The 17,182-nt window shown below is 63.3% G+C and carries 14 protein-coding genes; 7 read left to right on the top strand and 7 right to left on the bottom strand.

Going from position 1 to position 17,182, the window contains the following annotated elements; translation table 11 throughout:
• Window positions 1-214 precede the first annotated feature (214 nt).
• Entirely contained in the window at window positions 215-508 is a 294-nt protein-coding gene (locus V7787_RS22665) for a hypothetical protein (RefSeq protein WP_019437354.1), read from the top strand.
• Window positions 509-684: 176 nt separating this feature from the next.
• On the opposite strand, the gene ycaC (V7787_RS22660) is transcribed toward V7787_RS22665, so the two are convergent.
• Window positions 685-1,314 carry an isochorismate family cysteine hydrolase YcaC gene (gene ycaC / locus V7787_RS22660; protein ID WP_012274792.1) on the bottom strand — a complete coding sequence of 210 codons (630 nt, stop codon included), beginning with the start codon at window positions 1,312-1,314 and terminating at the stop codon, window positions 685-687.
• A 228-nt stretch (window positions 1,315-1,542) separates the two neighbouring features.
• Between ycaC (V7787_RS22660) and V7787_RS22655 the strand changes: the two genes are divergently transcribed.
• The 3 genes from V7787_RS22655 to V7787_RS22645 all read left to right on the top strand — a co-directional run bounded on the left by V7787_RS22655 (window position 1,543) and on the right by V7787_RS22645 (window position 5,524).
• Complete coding sequence (locus V7787_RS22655; RefSeq protein WP_010955764.1) at window positions 1,543-2,454, top strand: LysR substrate-binding domain-containing protein; 912 nt, start codon at window positions 1,543-1,545, stop codon at window positions 2,452-2,454.
• Window positions 2,455-2,661: 207 nt separating this feature from the next.
• Complete coding sequence (locus V7787_RS22650; protein ID WP_198748165.1) at window positions 2,662-3,924, top strand: OprD family porin; 1,263 nt, start codon at window positions 2,662-2,664, stop codon at window positions 3,922-3,924.
• A gap of 1 nt (window position 3,925) precedes the next feature.
• Window positions 3,926-5,524, top strand: coding sequence for an MFS transporter (locus V7787_RS22645; RefSeq protein ID WP_064491282.1), 1,599 nt, complete (start codon window positions 3,926-3,928; stop codon window positions 5,522-5,524).
• 178 nt (window positions 5,525-5,702) lie between these two features.
• Here the strand turns inward: V7787_RS22645 and V7787_RS22640 are convergent, their stop codons facing one another.
• The 4 genes from V7787_RS22640 to ycaC (V7787_RS22625) form a co-directional block, all read right to left on the bottom strand.
• Complete coding sequence (locus V7787_RS22640; protein WP_064491283.1) at window positions 5,703-7,544, bottom strand: amidohydrolase; 1,842 nt, start codon at window positions 7,542-7,544, stop codon at window positions 5,703-5,705.
• Window positions 7,545-7,884: 340 nt separating this feature from the next.
• Window positions 7,885-8,703, bottom strand: a complete 819-nt coding sequence (locus V7787_RS22635; RefSeq protein WP_010955768.1) for an alpha/beta fold hydrolase — start codon at window positions 8,701-8,703, stop codon at window positions 7,885-7,887.
• 40 nt (window positions 8,704-8,743) lie between these two features.
• Entirely contained in the window at window positions 8,744-9,052 is a 309-nt protein-coding gene (locus V7787_RS22630) for a hypothetical protein (protein WP_020193757.1), read from the bottom strand.
• 117 nt (window positions 9,053-9,169) lie between these two features.
• Window positions 9,170-9,799 (bottom strand): isochorismate family cysteine hydrolase YcaC, encoded by a 630-nt coding sequence (ycaC, locus tag V7787_RS22625; RefSeq protein WP_003253552.1) that lies wholly within the window; start codon window positions 9,797-9,799, stop codon window positions 9,170-9,172.
• 320 nt (window positions 9,800-10,119) lie between these two features.
• Between ycaC (V7787_RS22625) and V7787_RS22620 the strand changes: the two genes are divergently transcribed.
• Window positions 10,120-11,547 carry a mechanosensitive ion channel family protein gene (locus V7787_RS22620; protein ID WP_064491284.1) on the top strand — a complete coding sequence of 476 codons (1,428 nt, stop codon included), beginning with the start codon at window positions 10,120-10,122 and terminating at the stop codon, window positions 11,545-11,547.
• Window positions 11,548-11,655: 108 nt separating this feature from the next.
• Here V7787_RS22620 and amaA read toward each other — a convergent pair whose 3' ends face one another.
• Both amaA and amaB read right to left on the bottom strand, forming a co-directional pair.
• Window positions 11,656-12,942, bottom strand: coding sequence for an L-pipecolate oxidase (gene amaA / locus V7787_RS22615; protein WP_064491285.1), 1,287 nt, complete (start codon window positions 12,940-12,942; stop codon window positions 11,656-11,658).
• A gap of 157 nt (window positions 12,943-13,099) precedes the next feature.
• Window positions 13,100-14,590, bottom strand: coding sequence for an L-piperidine-6-carboxylate dehydrogenase (gene amaB / locus V7787_RS22610; protein WP_003253547.1), 1,491 nt, complete (start codon window positions 14,588-14,590; stop codon window positions 13,100-13,102).
• Window positions 14,591-14,725: 135 nt separating this feature from the next.
• Between amaB and V7787_RS22605 the strand changes: the two genes are divergently transcribed.
• On the top strand, window positions 14,726-15,616 hold the full coding sequence (locus tag V7787_RS22605; RefSeq protein WP_010955772.1) for a LysR family transcriptional regulator: 891 nt from the start codon (window positions 14,726-14,728) through the stop codon (window positions 15,614-15,616).
• Between the two features lie 175 nt (window positions 15,617-15,791).
• The coding region (gene hglS, locus V7787_RS22600; protein WP_336089678.1) for a 2-oxoadipate dioxygenase/decarboxylase HglS at window positions 15,792-17,182 on the top strand (1,391 nt) is incomplete at its 3' end.

Raw genomic sequence — 17,182 nt, 5'->3', positions numbered from 1 at the left:
AGGCCAGCTCTCTAGGCTGACCAGGTCGCTGTCGGTTCAGCGATCGGGTGTGGAAACCCGGCAGGTAATCGGAATGGCAGTTGTCATGGCAGCTGCGCGCGGGAGGCCGAATGGCCTGCCGGGGTTCCGATAGCCCGGCTTTCCACCCCGCGTGCAGCCGCCACCCTTCGCGTGGAAACGGATGGTGCCGGCCAACCTCTATCGGAGTTTGGCTATGAAAAAGATTGTCCCCGATCCACCCCTCCCCAACACCACACAACGCTCTTTCAGCCGCTGCGATGCCGGCCATCCCCCATTGTTCACCGTAAACCCAGGCGTTTCCGCCCACGATGCCCTGGTGCATGTCGCCCAATACCTGCGCGGTGCCTACGACTGTGGCTACAAAGCCTTGGAGCATCTGGATGACACAGGCAAGAGCCTGTTCTGGAGCAACCTGAACGCACTCGAAATGGCAGAAGGGTTGGTTGAGGCATTGCTGGATGGGATTGAGTCACAGCCCATGAACTGAGTCGCCTGCACCGGCCCTTTCGCGGGCATGCCCGCTCCCACAGGTACTGCACTGGCGTTGAATCTTGCGCGATCCCTGTGGGAGCGGGCTTGCCCGCGAAGAGGCCGGTACAGCAAACAAAAAAGGCCGGCTCCCTATAGAGAGAGCCGGCCTTTGTGCGCGTTGCTGATGGTTGATTACTTACCCGCAGTCAGCGCGTTATAGCTGGTCATCAGGTTGCGATAATCCGGAATGTGGTTGGAGCAGAGTGCAGCCAGCCCTTCGACATCGTTGCGCCAGTCGCGGTGCAGCTCGCAGGCCACGCCGAACCAGGTCATCAGTTGGGCGCCCGCCTGACTCATGCGGTCATGCGCGGCATCACGGGTCATTTCGTTGAAGGTGCCGGAAGCATCGGTCACCACGAACACGTCAAACTCTTCTTCCAGGGCAGACAGGGCCGGGAAAGCTACGCACACTTCAGTCACAACGCCGGCGATGATCAGTTGCTTCTTGCCAGTGGCTTTCACGGCCTTGACGAAGTCTTCGTTGTCCCAGGCGTTGATCTGGCCAGGGCGGGCAATGTACGGCGCATCCGGGAACAGGGCTTTCAGTTCCGGCACCAGCGGGCCGTTGGGGCCTTGCTCGAAGCTGGTGGTGAGGATGGTCGGCAGGTTGAAGAACTTGGCCAGGTCAGCCAGCGCCAGCACGTTGTTCTTGAACTTGTCCGGCTCGATATCGCGCACCAGGGACAGCAGGCCAGCCTGGTGGTCGACCAGCAGTACGGCAGCGTCGTCTTTGTTCAGGCGGTTGTAGGTGAATTTGCTCATGGTCTGTGCTCCTAAGGGTTATGAATTTTTCAGCAATCCGGGGTGTTTCGCGTTGATGGGCACAGATTAAAATCATCACCTTTGCGGCGGTAGTTAGCAGAATCTGGCTTTAGCGTTCTGATTTATGAACGATGGATTTGTAGGGGCTGTGCCGGCCTCTTCGCGGCTAAAGCCGCTCCTACAAGCGAAGAGGCCGGCACAGGCAACCAAATACCCGGAGACCGACCATTGGAAGACCTCAACTCCCTCTACTACTTCACCCAGGTCGTCGAACATGGCGGCTTCGCCCCGGCCGGGCGGGCGCTGGACATGCCCAAGTCGAAGCTCAGCCGGCGAATCGCCGACCTTGAAGACCGCCTGGGTGTGCGGCTGTTGAACCGCACCAGCCGCCACTGCTCGCTGACCGAAATCGGCCAGGCCTATTACAACCGCTGCCTGGCCATGCGCGTGGAGGCCGAGGGCGCGGCGGAAATCATCGAGCGCAACCGCAGCGAACCGCGCGGCCTGGTGCGCATCAGTTGCCCGACCACCCTGCTCAACTCCTGGGTCGGGCCGATGCTGACCCGCTACATGCTCAAGTACCCGCAGGTGGAGCTGTTCATCGAAAGTACCAACCGCCGTGTCGACCTGTTGCACGAGGGCTTCGATATTGCTCTGCGGGTGCGCTTTCCGCCGCTGGAGAACACTGACATGGTGATGAAGGTGCTGAGCAACAGCACCCAGTGCCTGGTCGGCCAGCCTCAATACCTGGCGCAACTGCCCAAAGGCTTTGATCCGCAGCTACTGGGCACGCTACCCAGCGTGCATTGGGGCAGTGCCCAGCGCGAGTACCAATGGGAACTGTTCCAGGGTGAGGACAACAGCCGCAGCATCGTCATCCCGCATACACCACGCATGGTGACTGATGACCTGTTTGCCTTGCGCCACTTCGTGGTAGCCGGAGTGGGGATTGCACACTTGCCGCGGGTGGCGGTGCGTGAGGACCTGGCGGCAGGACGCCTGGTTGAGCTGATTCCGGACTGGCACCCGCGTTGCGGCATCGTGCATGCGATCTTCCCATCGCGACGTGGGTTGCTGCCTTCGGTGCGAGCGCTGATCGATCATCTGGCTGAGGAGTTCGCCATCAGCGACATGGCTTGAGTGCCTGGCTGGCTGAGCCGGCCTCTTCGCGGGCATGCCCGCTCCCACAGGTATTACACAAGGCTCGGGGCCAGTGGTGGCCCTGTAGGAGCGGCTTTAGCCGCGAAAGGGCCGGTACAGGTAATGCAAATCCCCACCCAGCACACCCTTACAAGACCTTGGGTCTACTCTTCTTCCACACTCCCGGATCATCCCCCGGAGCCCCTCATGATCCGCGCCACACACGGACCAGGCCGCGCCCTGCTCGCCACCCTCGCCCTCTGGCCGGCGCTGAGCCACGCCGAAGCGCCCGGCTGGTCGCTGCTCAGCCGCAACTATTTCCTGCACAGTGACTTCCGCTCGCCCTCCGGCAGCGGCCAGAACTACCGCCAGGAATGGGCCCAAGGCTTCATCGGCGAGGTGCGTTCCGGTTTCACCGAAGGCACTGTCGGCGTCGGCATCGATGCCCATGGCTTTCTTGGCCTCAAGCTCGACGGCGGCCGCGGCCACAGCGGCACCGGCCTGCTGCCACGCGACAGCGACAGCCGCGCCGAGCCCGAGTACTCCAGTGCCGGTGCCGCGCTCAAAATGCAGTTAGGCAACACCCAACTGCGCTATGGCGAGATGATGGTGGAAACCCCGGTATTCGACACCGGTGACAAACGCCTGCACCCGGAATACGCCACCGGCTGGTGGGTGGAAAACACCGACCAGCCCGACTGGCGCGTGCAGGCCGGGCGTTTCACTGCCTTCAACAACCAGGACAACAGCTCCACCCGCGACGACTTCAGTGGCTACGGCGCGACCACCCAAAACCGGGCCATCAGCCTGGCCGGTGCCACCTTCGCACCCAACGGGCCGTTCGGCGCCGCACTGTATGCCGGGCAACTGGAAAACACCTGGCGCCAGGCCTACCTCAACCTGAACCTGGCCCAAGGCAACTGGCGCCTGGACGGCAACCTGTACAAAACCCGCGACACCGGCAACGCCAGCGCCGGGGCGATCGACACCCTCGCCTATAGCCTGCTGGCCAAGTACAGCTTCGGCGCCCAGGCGCTGAGCGTGGCCTACCAGAAGGTCGAGGGCGACACCCCGTTCGACTTCGTCGGCGGCGACTCCATCTATCTGGCCAACGCGATCAAGTACGCCGACTTCAACGGCCCTGGCGAGCACTCGTGGCAACTGCGCTATGACCTGAATTTCGCCACCCTCGGCGCACCTGGCCTGAGCCTGATGGGCCGCTATGTCAGCGGCCGCGGCATCGACGGCAGCCATGCGCCTGCGGGCGGCGCCTATGTGAACCAGTACGGCGACGGCGGCAAGCACTGGGAACGCGACATCGACCTGAAATACGTGGTGCAGTCGGGGGCTGCCAGGGACCTGAGCCTGTCGCTCTCCCACGTCAGCCACCGCGCCAACCAGGCCCAGGCGGGCGATGATATCGACCGCATCTACCTGATCATCGAATACCCACTCAAAGGCAGCTTCTGACATGAGCACATCACCTTCAGGTGCCTGGAGCCCGTTGCGTAACACCACCTTCCGCATGCTGTGGATCGCCACCATCGCCTCCAACATCGGCACCTGGATGCACGAGGTGGGCGCCGGCTGGCTGATGACCACGCTGTCGGCCAGCCCGCTGCACGTGGCGTTGATCCAGGTAGCCGGCTCGTTGCCGATGTTCTTCCTGGCCCTGCCGGCGGGCGCAGCGGCGGACATCGTCGACAAACGCCGCTACCTGTTGCTGGTGCAGCTGTGGATGTCTTGCGTAGCGGTCGTGCTGGCGGCCCTGACCCTGCTCGGGATGATGAACGTCACCTTGCTGCTGGTGCTGACCCTGGCACTGGGCATTGGTACAGCGCTGATGATGCCGGCGTGGAGCGCACTGACACCGGAACTGGTGGGCAAGGAGGACCTGGCCAACGCGGTGGCGCTCTCCAGTGTCGGCATCAACGTATCACGGGCCATCGGCCCGGCACTGGCGGGGGTGGTGGTGAGCATGGTCGGCCCGTGGCTGACCTTTGCCCTGAATGCCATCTCGTTCGCGGGTGTGATCCTGGTGTTGTTCCTGTGGAAGCGCGAGGTGAAGGAACCACTGCTGCCCGCCGAACGCTTCGTTGGCGCCATGCGCACCGGGTTGCGCTTTGCCCGCAGTGCCAAGCCTTTGCAGGCCGTGATGCTACGCGCGTTGGCGTTCTTTTTCTGCGCCAGCGCCGGCACTTCGCTGCTGCCACTGATCGTGCGTGGCGAGATGCACGGCACTGCAGCGGACTTCGGCCTGCTGCTGGCGGCCATCGGTATTGGCGCAGTGGCGGGCGCCACCTTGCTGCCGCGCCTGCGTGAGCGCATCAGCCGTGACCGCCTGGTGTTACTGGCCAGCCTGCTGTATGCCCTGTTCCTGCTGGCCCTGGCGTTGGTGCGCAATTTCTATGCGCTGCTGCCAGCGATGCTGCTCAGCGGCGCGGCGTGGATCGCGGTGCTGTCCAACCTGCAGGTGGCTGCACAGACTTCGGTGCCAGCCTGGGTAAGGGCGCGGGCTTTGTCGGTATACATTCTGATTTTCTTCGGCGCCATGGCCTGTGGTGGCCTGCTGTGGGGCACGCTGGCCAGCCATGCAACGCTCACCTTCAGCCTGCTGGTGGCCGCAGGCGGCCTGGCGCTGGGTACCTTGCTGACCTGCAAGGTGGCGCTGCCGGAAACCGAAGCAGAGGAGCTGACGCCGTCGCTGCATTGGCCGGTGCCGGTGTTGAGCGATGACATGGACAAGGACGCCGGACCGGTGATGGTCACCATCGACTACCACATCGCCCCCACCAAGGCCGAGGCCTTCCAGCAGGCGGCGCGGGAGCTGGAAGCGATGCGCAAGCGCAATGGCGCATTGTCGTGGGGGTTGATGCGGGACAGTGCTGATCCGGCATTGTGGCTGGAGTTCTTCTTCGAGGAATCGTGGCTGGAGCATCTGCGGCATCACCACCGGGTGACCCGTGGTGAACTGAAGATCGAGGCGCGGGTCAGGATGCTGCAGACCGATGGGGTTGAGGTGCGGATTCGGCATCTATTGGCTGGTGGGGAGCATAAGGCACACCATTGATGCCGGCCCTTACGGCCCATTCGCGGGTGAACCCGCTCCTACACATGATCTGCGGTAGACACACACCAGACGTTGGAAACAGGCCGTTGTAGGAGCGGGTTTACCCGCGAAAGGGCCGGCACTGAAAACACAAAAAAGGGGCCAGTTATTGGCCCCCCGTTCTTCACATCAGCTCACCTTAGAAAGCGAAGCACGAACAGCCCAGCGCCCCCCAGAAGCCCTGGAAGTCATTTACCGGCACGCTCGAATGCCGCGCCTTTTCGTGGCTGTGCGCATGCACACCACAAGGCCCGCTGCACTGGTGCACGGTGGCTGCCAACGATGGCGTACCGACGCGCCAGTGCCCCGGCACCTTGGTCACCGGCGACCACTCGGGCAGCACCGGCACCTGCGGCGGGCCAAGCTTGTCGAACTCGCCAGCACCGTACACCACCTTGCCATCAACGATGGTCAACACTGATTCGATACCCTTGATCGCTTCCTCATCGACACTGAAGAAGTCCAGCGACAATGCTGCCAGGTCAGCCAGCTGGCCCACCTTGATCTGGCCTTTCTTGCCTTGCTCACTGGAGAACCAGGCGCTGCCCTGGGTGAACAGTTGCAGCGCGGTGTCACGGCTCAGGCCTTCCGGGTACAGCTCCATGCCACCGACCGTCTTGCCGCTGACCAGCCAGTACAGTGAGGTCCATGGGTTGTAGCTGGACACCCGAGTGGCATCGGTACCCGCGCCCACCGGCACGCCCATTTCGAGCATGCGTTTGATCGGCGGGGTCTGCTCGGCGGCCTTGGCGCCGTAGCGGTCGACGAAGTACTCACCCTGGAAGGCCATGCGGTCCTGGATGGCAATACCACCGCCCAGCGCACGCACACGCTCGATGTTCTGCGGGGTGATTGTTTCGGCGTGGTCGAAGAACCAGGGCAGGCCGTTGAATGGAATGTCACGGTTGACCTTCTCGAACACGTCGAGCATGCGCGTGATCGATTCGTTGTAGGTAGCGTGCAGGCGGAATGGCCAGCGCTGCTCGACCAGGTGGCGCACCACCGGCTCCAGTTCCTCTTCCATGGTCTGCGGCAGGTCCGGGCGCGGCTCGAGGAAGTCCTCGAAGTCGGCGGCAGAGAACACCAGCATTTCGCCAGCGCCGTTGTGGCGCAAGAAGTCGGTACCGCTGTGCAGCTTGACGCTGGAGGTCCACTTCTTGAAGTCGTCCAGTTCTTCCTTGGGCTTCTGGGTGAACAGGTTGTAGGCGATGCGTACGGTCAGCTGATCGTTGTCGGCCAGCTCCTGGATCACCGAGTAGTCATCGGGGAAGTTCTGGTAGCCGCCACCGGCGTCGATGGCGCTGGTCAGGCCCAGCCGGTTGAGCTCACGCATGAACTGGCGAGTGGAGTTGACCTGATACTCCAGCGGCAGCTTAGGCCCCTTGGCCAGCGTGGCGTAAAGGATCATCGCGTTGGGGCGGGCGATCAGCATGCCGGTCGGGTTGCCGAACTTGTCACGCTGGATTTCGCCACCTGGCGGGTTCGGGGTGCTCTTGTCGTAGCCGACGGCCTTGAGCGCAGCGCGGTTGAGCAGCGCGCGGTCATACAGGTGCAACAGGAACACCGGGGTGTCGGGCGCAGCCTGGTTGATTTCTTCCAGGGTGGGCATGCGCTTTTCGGCGAACTGGAACTCGTTCCAGCCACCGACCACGCGCACCCACTGCGGGGTAGGCGTGCGTGCAGCCTGGTCCTTGAGCATGCGCAGGGCATCGGCGACTGACGGCACCCCTTCCCAACGCAGCTCGAGGTTGTAGTTAAGACCGCCACGGATCAGGTGCAGGTGCGAGTCATTGAGGCCCGGGATCACCGTGCGCTGCTTGAGGTCGATGATTTGCGTGGCGGCGCCCTTGTGGGCCATGGCCTCGGCGTCGCTACCCACGGCGATGAAGCGGCCGTCCTTGATGGCGACGGCGGTCGCGGTGGGCTTTTCGCGGTCAACGGTGTGCAGTTTGCCGTTGAACAGAATCAGGTCGGCGGTCATGGAACCTCCTTGCGTGGATGCGTGAGCGGAACCGGCTTGGCCGGTAAAAGGCAATGCGGACCAGAGCGCGCCAGCGGCACCGAGCACAGTGCTGGTGGCGAGGAACTGGCGACGGGTCTTGTCGTTGCGATCCTGGGACATGGGCTTCTCCGACTAGGGGCCGGCAGGGGGACTGCGAAGCATGCCGGTTGATGCAAGGCCTGGGCTTGAATGGATGTGCGGTGGGTTGAAGAAGGTTAGCCCTGGTCAAGCTTTTTGCTGCCTGGGCCGGCCTCTTCGCGGGTAAACCCGCTCCTACAACGTCTGTAGGGGCGGGTTTACCCGCGAATGTTTCCCACAATTACCGCTGAAGGAACGCCAGCAAGTCCTCATTCAGCTGCTGCGCATGGGTCACCGCAAACCCGTGCGGCGCCCCGGCATACACCTTCAGCTCGGCACCGCGAATCAGCTCCGCCGCCTGCTTGCCAGTGGTCTCGAACGGCACGATCTGGTCGTCATCGCCATGGATCACCAACGTCGGCACATCGACCTTGGCCATGTCGGGACGGAAATCGGTCTCCGAGAAGGCCGTCACACAATCCAGGGTGCCTTTGATGGACGCCATCAGCGCAATGTTCAGGGTCTGCGTCTGCACACCCTGGGACACCTGCTGCCCATGGTTCAGGCCGTAGAACGGCGTGGCGAAATCGGCGATGAACTGCGCGCGGTCAGCACGCAGGCCGGCCCGGATGCCCTCGAACACCGACAGGTCGACACCGTCAGGATTATCGTCACGCTTGCCGAACACTGGCGTCACCGCGCCCAGCAACACCAGCCCGGCCACCCGCTCGCTGCCGTGGCGGGCGATGTAGCGGCTGACATCACCGCCCCCCATCGAGAAGCCCACCAGGGTGACATCGCGCAGGTCGAGGTGCTCGATCAGCTGGGCAATGTCATCGGCGAAGGTGTCGTAGTCGTAACCGTTCCACGGCTGGCTCGAGCGGCCGAAACCCCGGCGGTCGAAGGCGATGGCGCGGTAACCGCGGCTGGCCAGGAACTCCATCTGCGAATCCCACATGTCGGCATCCAGCGGCCAGCCGTGGCTGAACAGCACGGGCTTGCCGCTGCCCCAGTCCTTGAAATAGATCGAAGTGCCATCGCGGGTAACGAACGTGCTCATAGCGGTATCTCCTTGAAAGTGTCGAGATGAAGGCGTCGGCTCAGCCGCGCAGCCAGTTGGCGCAGCGGCGGGTTACCCAAGGCATGATGTAGAACACCACGGGCAGGATGACGAACAGGTTGACGATCAGGTTGCCGGTAATCACGCCGCCCAGCTGCGGGAAGCGCGCAAACAGCGGCGCCAGCAGTTGCGGGATGACCATGGTCATCGGGCAGATCACCAGGTAGGTCAGCAGTGCCTGCTTCCAGCGCGGCGGTTGCGCTGCCGGGGTGCCCGGCGAGCCATCAAGCACCTTGTGTTGCAGGCATACGGTCACCACTTCGCGGTTGTCATGGAGTGCGGTGTTCATCGGCGTTCCTTGGGATGAGCTTGCCCGCATCCACTGTGCAACGGCGGACGGGCGCTGGATTGGATAGGTGTGCTGCCCTGGGCGGGCACCGATTGGCGGTGCCCGCGGCGATTGGGCTTACTTGTTGGCGTTGAAGGCGTTGTAGCTGGTCATCAGGTTGCGGTAATCCGGGATGTGGTTGGAGCACAGTGCGGCCAGGCCTTCGATGTCGTTGCGCCAGTCGCGGTGCAGCTCGCAGGCCACGCCGAACCAGGTCATCAATTGCGCACCCGCCTGGCTCATGCGGTCGTGGGCGGCGTCGCGGGTCATGGCGTTGAAGGTACCGGAGGCATCAGTGACCACGAACACGTCGAACTCTTCTTCCAAGGCCGACAGGGCCGGGAAAGCTACGCACACTTCAGTCACAACGCCGGCGATGATCAGTTGCTTCTTGCCAGTGGCCTTCACGGCCTTGACGAAGTCTTCGTTGTCCCAGGCGTTGATCTGGCCAGGGCGGGCAATGTACGGGGCGTCCGGGAACAGGGCTTTCAGCTCTGGCACCAGTGGGCCGTTGGGGCCTTGCTCGAAGCTGGTGGTAAGAATGGTCGGCAGGTTGAAGAACTTGGCCAGGTCGGCCAGGGCCAGCACGTTGTTCTTGAACGCGTCCGGCTCGATGTCGCGCACCAGGGACAGCAGGCCCGCCTGGTGGTCGACCAGCAGTACAGCGGCGTCGTCTTTGTTCAGGCGGTTGTATTTGAAGTGGGTCATGGGGGTAGCTCCTAAGGGTTTTGATGTTCAGTAAGTTGGGTGTTTCGCGTTGATGGGAGAAGATTAAAACCACCACCTTTGGAGCGGTAGATAGCGGTTTTTGCCTTTAGCGTTCTGTTTGAGGAACGATAGATTGGCGTTGGTTTTGCTGGCGTCTTCGCGGGCTCGCCCGCTCCCACAGGGATCGCACAAGATTCAAAACCAGCGCTTTACCTGTGGGAACGGGCAAGTCGCGAAGGGGCCAGCACAGGCTTGCATTGCCTGCCCGGCAAACCTGCTCTATTACTACCCACAGCCCTCCCCTCACCCCCGAGATCACCATGCTGGCGTTCATCCAGTCGTCCCCGTTGTTGCTCGGTTGCGCCCTGATCCTGCTCGACCTCGTGCTTTGGCAACTGATCCCCATTCAGCGTCATGCCTGGCGCATCAGCGCGCGTCTGGTGATCTTCCTGCTGTTCAGCGCGGTGCTGATGGCCGCCGGCATGAGCCCGCTGCAACCACCGCCGTGGCCCGACGATCTTTCGCGCAACCTGATGGCCACGGTATTGGCCATCGGCTGGTGGCTGTTCGGTGCGCGCACGGTGACCGTGGTGTTCGGCCTGTTGCTGGTGGCCCGTGGCAGCCATGGCGGGCGCTTGCTGCAGGATGTGCTGGGGGCGTTGATCTTCCTCGCCGCCGTGGTCGCGGCCGCAGGCTATGTGCTGCAACTGCCGGTGAAGGGCCTGCTGGCCACCTCCGGGGTAATGGCCATCGTCATCGGCCTGGCGCTGCAGAGCACACTGGCTGACGTCTTCAGCGGCATCGTGCTGAACACCACGCGGCCCTATCAGATTGGCGACTCAATCTCCATCGACGGTACCGAAGGCAAGGTCCTGGATATCGACTGGCGCGCCACGCGCCTGCTGACCGGTACCGGCAGCCTGGCGGTGATCCCCAACTCGGTAGCGGCCAAGGCGCGGCTGCTCAACCACAGTCGCCCGGCCGATGTGCACGGGGTATCGATCAGCGTGGTGGTCCCGGCCAAGGTGCGGCCAAAGCGTGTGTTCGATGCGCTGGAAAAAGCCTTGCAGGGCGTCAGTGCCATCCTTGCGACCCCGAAGCCGAAGGTGACGGTAAAGGCCTCGACTCTGGAGTCGGTGGAGTACGAGGCCAGCGGCTTCGTGGCCGATGCGGGCGCCAAGGGCGATGCACGTAACCAGCTGTTCGACCTGGCGCACCGGCACCTGGAAGCCAGCGGGGTGATGTGGAACGTCGACCTGGCCGTGCCGCCGCGCAGCCGCCAGCGCGAGGTGCTGGATGAGGTGCGAGTGTTCCGCTCGCTGAGTGACGAAGAGCGCGATGCGTTGAGCCAGCGCATGACTGCAGTCGAGTACCTGGCGGACCAGGTGATCCTGGGGGTGGGCGAGCATTCCGATCATCTGCTGGTGATTGGCAGCGGTGTGGTGTCGGCATCCGTGCGCGATGGAGACAAGCGGCTGGAGGCCGGACGCATGGGGCCGGGAGAGGTACTTGGGATCGAGGGGATCATCGACGACGAAGACTCGCTGGCCGAATTCCGCACGCTGACCAGTTGCGTGCTGTACCGGATCGACAAGGAACAGGTGAAGAGTTGTTTGCAGCAACGTGGCGAAGTGCAGACGGCGTTGAGCAAATTGCAGCGGTTCCGGCGGCAGAGCCGGGAGTCGTTGTTGTTGCAGAAGCCGGCCCTGATCAAGAAAGGTGGCTTCCTGAGTTGGTTGCACAAGTGAGACTGTGCCGGCCTCTTCGCGGGTAAACCCGCTCCTACAAGTTGTTCACCGCCTGAGAGGGCTGTGGTGAACCTGTAGGAGCGGGTTTACCCGCGAAGAGGCCAGTACTTACAACACAACCCTCAGGCACTGCCCCGCGTGGTACAGCGAAAAACCGGACTCATAGAACGCCGTGCGCAGCGAAGGCGCGCTCACACCGCTCATCGGCGAAAACGGAATCGGCAGGCTGTCCGCCTCGCCCTTGAGCAGGAACTCGGCAAACGCACGCCCGATCACGGTGCCGGTTGTGTTACCGCGCCCGTTGTACCCAGTCACCGCCACCAACCCAGGCGCCGGCTCGAACAGGCGCATCAGGTGATCAGGGGTGAAGTCGATGCAGCCCGTCCAGTGCATTTCCCACTCGACCTTGCCCAGCTCCGGGTAGTAATGGCCCTGGATGCGGTCGGCCCAGCTGCGCACGAACCACGCCGGCTTGTTGTCGACCCGGCCCAGGCTGCCGAGCAGCAGGCGGCCCTGATCGTCGCGGCGGATGCTGCTGAGCACGGTGCGGGTGTCCCACGAACCTTGGCCATGTGGCAGCACCTTGTCGGCTGCGGTGCCCTGCAGCGGTTTGGAGGCTACCTGATAGTAATAACCGCGGAAGAACTGCTTCTGCAGGTTGCTCCAGTCGCCTTCGGTGTAGGCGCCGGTGGAAATCACCACCTTTTCGGCGCGCACAGCGCCACGCGCAGTCTTCACCCGCCAGCCATCACCTTCACGCTCCAGGCCTTCGACCGAAGACTGCTGGAAAATTTTGCCGCCCAGGCGCGCCACGGCAGCCGCCAGGCCCTGGGTGTAGCCCATGGGGTTGATAGTGCCGGCACGGCGATCAAGCAGCGCAGCGGAAATCTTGTCGGTACCGCAGTATTCCTGGCACTGGGCACCGGTCAGCAGCTCGACGTCGGCACCTCGGCGGCGCCATTGTTCGTGACGCGCTTCGAGGTCGGCGATACCGGTGGCGTTGTGCGCCATGTGCAGCGTGCCTTTGTGCTGGGCATGGCAGTCGATGCCGAGGCGCTCGATCATGGCGAACACTTCAGCCGGGGCTTCGCCAAGCACCTTGTTCAGGCGGCTGCCCTGCTTCTGGCCAAGGGTGGCCTCGACGTCGTCGGGTCGGATCCACGTGCCGGCGTTGACCAGGCCGACGTTGCGCCCGGAGCCACCGTGGCCGATCTTCCAGGCCTCCAGCACGATCACCGACTTGCCCTGTTCGAGCAGGTGGATGGCCGCCGACAGGCCGGTAATGCCGCCGCCGATCACACAGACATCGGCCTTGTGCTCACCGGCCAGGGCCTGGGCGGCGACGGTCGGTTTGCTGACGTGTTCCCACAAGCATTGTTGACGCAGTTCGGACATGGCCGGCTCCAGCAATTTGTTCTTGTTGGGGCCGCAGGGCGGCCCTTTCGCGGGTAAACCCGCTCCTACAGGGGTCGGTGTCGCTTTGACGAACCCTGTAGGAGCGGGTCTACCCGCGAACCGGGGGCCAGGCCCCCGGCCATGCAGCATCAATCCATCAGTCGAACACAATGCCCTGCGCCAGTGGCAGCTCGCGCGAGTAGTTCACGGTGTTGGTCTGGCGACGCATGTAGCCTTTCCAGGCATCCGAGCCCGACTCACGGCCACCGCCGGTTTCCTTCTCGCCACCAAACGCACCACCAATCTCGGCGCCGCTGGTACCGATGTTGACGTTGGCGATGCCGCAGTCGCTGCCCGAGGCGCTCTGGAAGCGCTCGGCTTCACGGATGTCGGTGGTGAAAATGCACGACGACAGGCCTTGTGGCACTTCGTTGTTCAGGCGCAGGGCCTCCTCGAAGTCGTCGTAGGCCAGCACGTACAGGATCGGTGCGAAGGTTTCGTGGCGCACCACGTCACTTTGCGCCGGCATTTCAGCAATGGCTGGCGAAACGTAGTAGGCGTTCGGGTACTGGTCGGCCAGCTGACGCTCGCCACCAAATACCTGGCCACCTTCGTCGCGGGCCTTGGCCAGTGCACCCTGCATGGCGTCGAACGACTGCTTGTCGATCAGCGGGCCGACCAGGTTGTCTTTACGTGGGTCGCCGATGCGCACTTTGCCGTAGGCGGCTTTGACGCGGGCAACCACTTCGTCCTTGATCGAACGGTGCACGATCAGGCGGCGCAGGGTGGTGCAACGCTGGCCGGCAGTGCCGACAGCCGAGAACAGGATGCCGCGCACGGCCAGGTCCAGGTCGGCGCTCGGGGCCAGGATCATGGCGTTGTTGCCGCCCAGTTCCAGGATGCTGCGGCCGAAGCGGGCAGCAACGCGTGGGCCGACTTCGCGACCCATGCGGGTGCTGCCGGTGGCGCTGACCAGCGGTACGCGCGGGTCGTCGACCATGGCTTCGCCAGCTTCACGGCCGCCGATCACCAGTTGTGCCAAGCCAGCCGGAGCATCGCCGAAGGCTTTCAGGGCTTTTTCGAACAGCGCCTGGCAGGCCAGGGCGGTCAGCGGAGTCTTCTCGGACGGTTTCCATACCACCGAGTTGCCGGCCACCAGGGCCAGGGCGGTGTTCCAGGCCCACACGGCAACCGGGAAGTTGAAGGCGCTGATCACGCCGACCACACCCAGCGGGTGCCAGGTTTCACGCATGTGGTGGCCCGGGCGCTCGGAAGCGATGGTCAGGCCGTACAGCTGGCGCGACAGGCCAACGGCGAAGTCGCAGATGTCGATCATTTCCTGCACTTCACCCAGGCCTTCCTGAGTGATCTTGCCGGCTTCGATCGAGACCAGCTCGCCGAGGTCGGCCTTGTGCTCACGCAGCACTTCGCCGAACAGGCGCACCAGTTCGCCACGGCGCGGAGCTGGCACACTGCGCCAGGCTTCGAAGGCGCTCTGGGCCTGATCGATGCGGGCGATGGTCTCGGCCTTGCCGAGCAGTTTCACCGAGGCGATCTGGCTGCCGTCGATCGGCGTGTGAACAGGGTAGTCGCCCTGGGTGTAAGCCTCGGCGGCAACGCCAAGGCGCTCGAGCAATCCAGCAACCATTTGTGCATCTCCTACATCGGTGATGGGGTGGAAAAATGATGTGGATCAGTATTAATCCGATCACATAGGTACAACAAACGACCTTTATTCCGCATATCATTCCGTCAGGTAATGATTTGAGCCGCAGAGACCGCTATGTCAAAACGCCTGGTACCCTCCATGACCGCCCTGCAGTGCTTTGAAGCTGCAGCCCGCCATCTGAGTTTTACCCGTGCCGCTGAAGAACTGCACCTGACCCAGAGCGCGGTCAGCAAGCAGGTGGCGCAGCTGGAAGACATGCTGCGCCACCACCTGTTCCTGCGCATCCGCCGGCGCTTGCAGCTGACCCCGGCCGGCAGCCTGTACCTGGCCGAGGTCAACAAAATCCTCACTCAGGTGGACATGTCCAGCCGCTACGTACTCACCTACGGCGAGCAGACTGAGATATTGAAGGTAGCCACTCAACCGAGTTTTGGCGTGCGCTGGTTGATCCCGCATCTGAAAGGTTTTGGCAAACGGCACGGCAATATCCACCTGGACATTCGCAACGAGATGGAGCCGTTCGCCCTGCTGCAAGGCTCGGCTGACGTGGTGTTCTTCTATGGCCAGGGCACTTGGCCGGGGGCCACTTGCGTGGAGTTGTTCCGCGAAGAGGTGGTGCCGGTGTGTGCGCCAGAGCTGCTGGCCGGGCGCAAGCTGGCCGGTGCCGAGGAGCTGGCCGAGCTGGTGCTGCTGCAAAGCACCTCGCGGCCGGAGGCCTGGCATGAGTGGTTCCTGGAGCAGGACCTGCAGAGCGTCAGCGCCTACCACGGGCCGCGCTTCGATACGTTCTACATGGCGTTGAGCGCAGCACAGGCCGGGTGCGGGGTAGCGCTGGTGCCGCGCTACCTGGCGGCGAAGGAACTGGCCGACGGTAGCCTGGTGGTGCCGTGGAACCATGCGATGCGCAGTGCCGGGGCGCATTACCTAGCGTATGCCGAGCATGCGGCGGAGGTGCCAAAGGTGCGGGCGCTGGTGGAATGGATTGGCGAGCAGTTGCAGGTTTGACGGCCTCTTCGCGGCTAAAGCCGCTCCTACGGGGACCGCGTAGAAGCGGTTTTAGCCGCGAAAGGGCCGTCGAGGTCGATCAAAAAAGGAATGACACACTCACTTTTTTTCGCTTGTGAGCAAAGTGCATTCCCAGCTTTCATGTAAGCGTCCGAACCCAACCAGGAAGCTAGCGATGCCCGCCAACGATTTCGTCAGCCCAGACAGCATCCGCGCGCAGTTCTCTGCCGCCATGTCGCTCATGTACAAACAGGAAGTGCCGCTGTACGGCACGCTGCTGGAGCTGGTGAGCGAAATCAACCAGCAGGTCATGGCCCAGCAACCCGAAGTAGCAGAGGCCCTGCGCTGGACCGGCGAAATCGAGCGCCTGGACCAGGAACGTCACGGCGCCATCCGCGTCGGCACCACCGAAGAACTGGCCACCATCGCCCGCCTGTTCGCCGTCATGGGCATGCAGCCGGTCGGCTACTATGACCTCAGCTCCGCTGGCGTACCGGTGCATTCCACTGCCTTCCGCGCGGTGCACGAGCAATCGCTGCATGTCAGCCCGTTCCGTGTGTTCACCTCGCTGCTGCGCCTGGAATTGATCGACAACCCACAGTTGCGCGAGCTGGCACAGGGCATCCTGGCCAAGCGCCAGATCTTCACCTCCCGCGCCCTCGAACTGATCGCCCAGTGTGAGCGCGAAGGTGGCCTTGACGCCGCGGATGCAGAGACGTTCGTGCAGGAAGCGCTGCACACCTTCCGCTGGCACCAGGACGCTACCGTCACGGCCGAGCAATACCAGCAGCTGCACGACCAACACCGCCTGATCGCCGATGTGGTGGCCTTCAAGGGCCCGCACATCAACCACCTGACCCCGCGTACCCTGGATATCGATGCAATCCAGCTCGGCATGCCTGCCAAGGGCATCCCACCGAAGGCCGTGGTTGAAGGCCCGCCCACCCGCCGCCACCCGATCCTGCTGCGCCAGACCAGCTTCAAGGCCCTGCAGGAAACGGTCGCCTTCCGCGACCAGCAAGGCCGCGAAGGCAGCCACACCGCGCGCTTTGGCGAAATCGAGCAACGCGGCGCGGCGCTGACCCCGAAAGGTCGCCAGCTTTACGACAAGTTGCTCGACGCTACCCGCGCTGCGCTGGGTGGCGCTCCAGCCGAAGCCAATGCCGAGCGTTACATGGCGCTGCTACAGGCAAACTTTGCCGAGTTCCCGGATGACCTGGCGCAGATGCGTGAACAGGGCTTGGCGTACTTCCGCTACTTCGCCACCGAAAAAGGCCTGGCCGCACGCGACCAGGAAGGCCGCCCGACCACCCTGCAAGGCTTGATCGACGCGGGCCACGTGCACTTCGAAGCGCTGGTGTACGAGGACTTCCTGCCGGTGAGTGCGGCGGGGATCTTCCAGTCCAACCTGGGCGACGATGCGCAGGCCGAATACGGCAGCAACGCCAACCGCGAAGCGTTCGAAGCGGCGTTGGGGTTGCAGGTACAGGATGAGCTGGCGCTGTATGCGCAAAGCGAGCGCCGGTCGCTGCAGGCCTGTGCACAGGCGTTGAACCTGGGTTCGAT

The sequence above is a fragment of the Pseudomonas sp. CGJS7 genome, assembly GCF_036961695.1.
The sequence above is the reverse complement of the archived record's forward strand: the minus strand, read 5'-3'. Positions and strand labels throughout refer to the sequence as shown.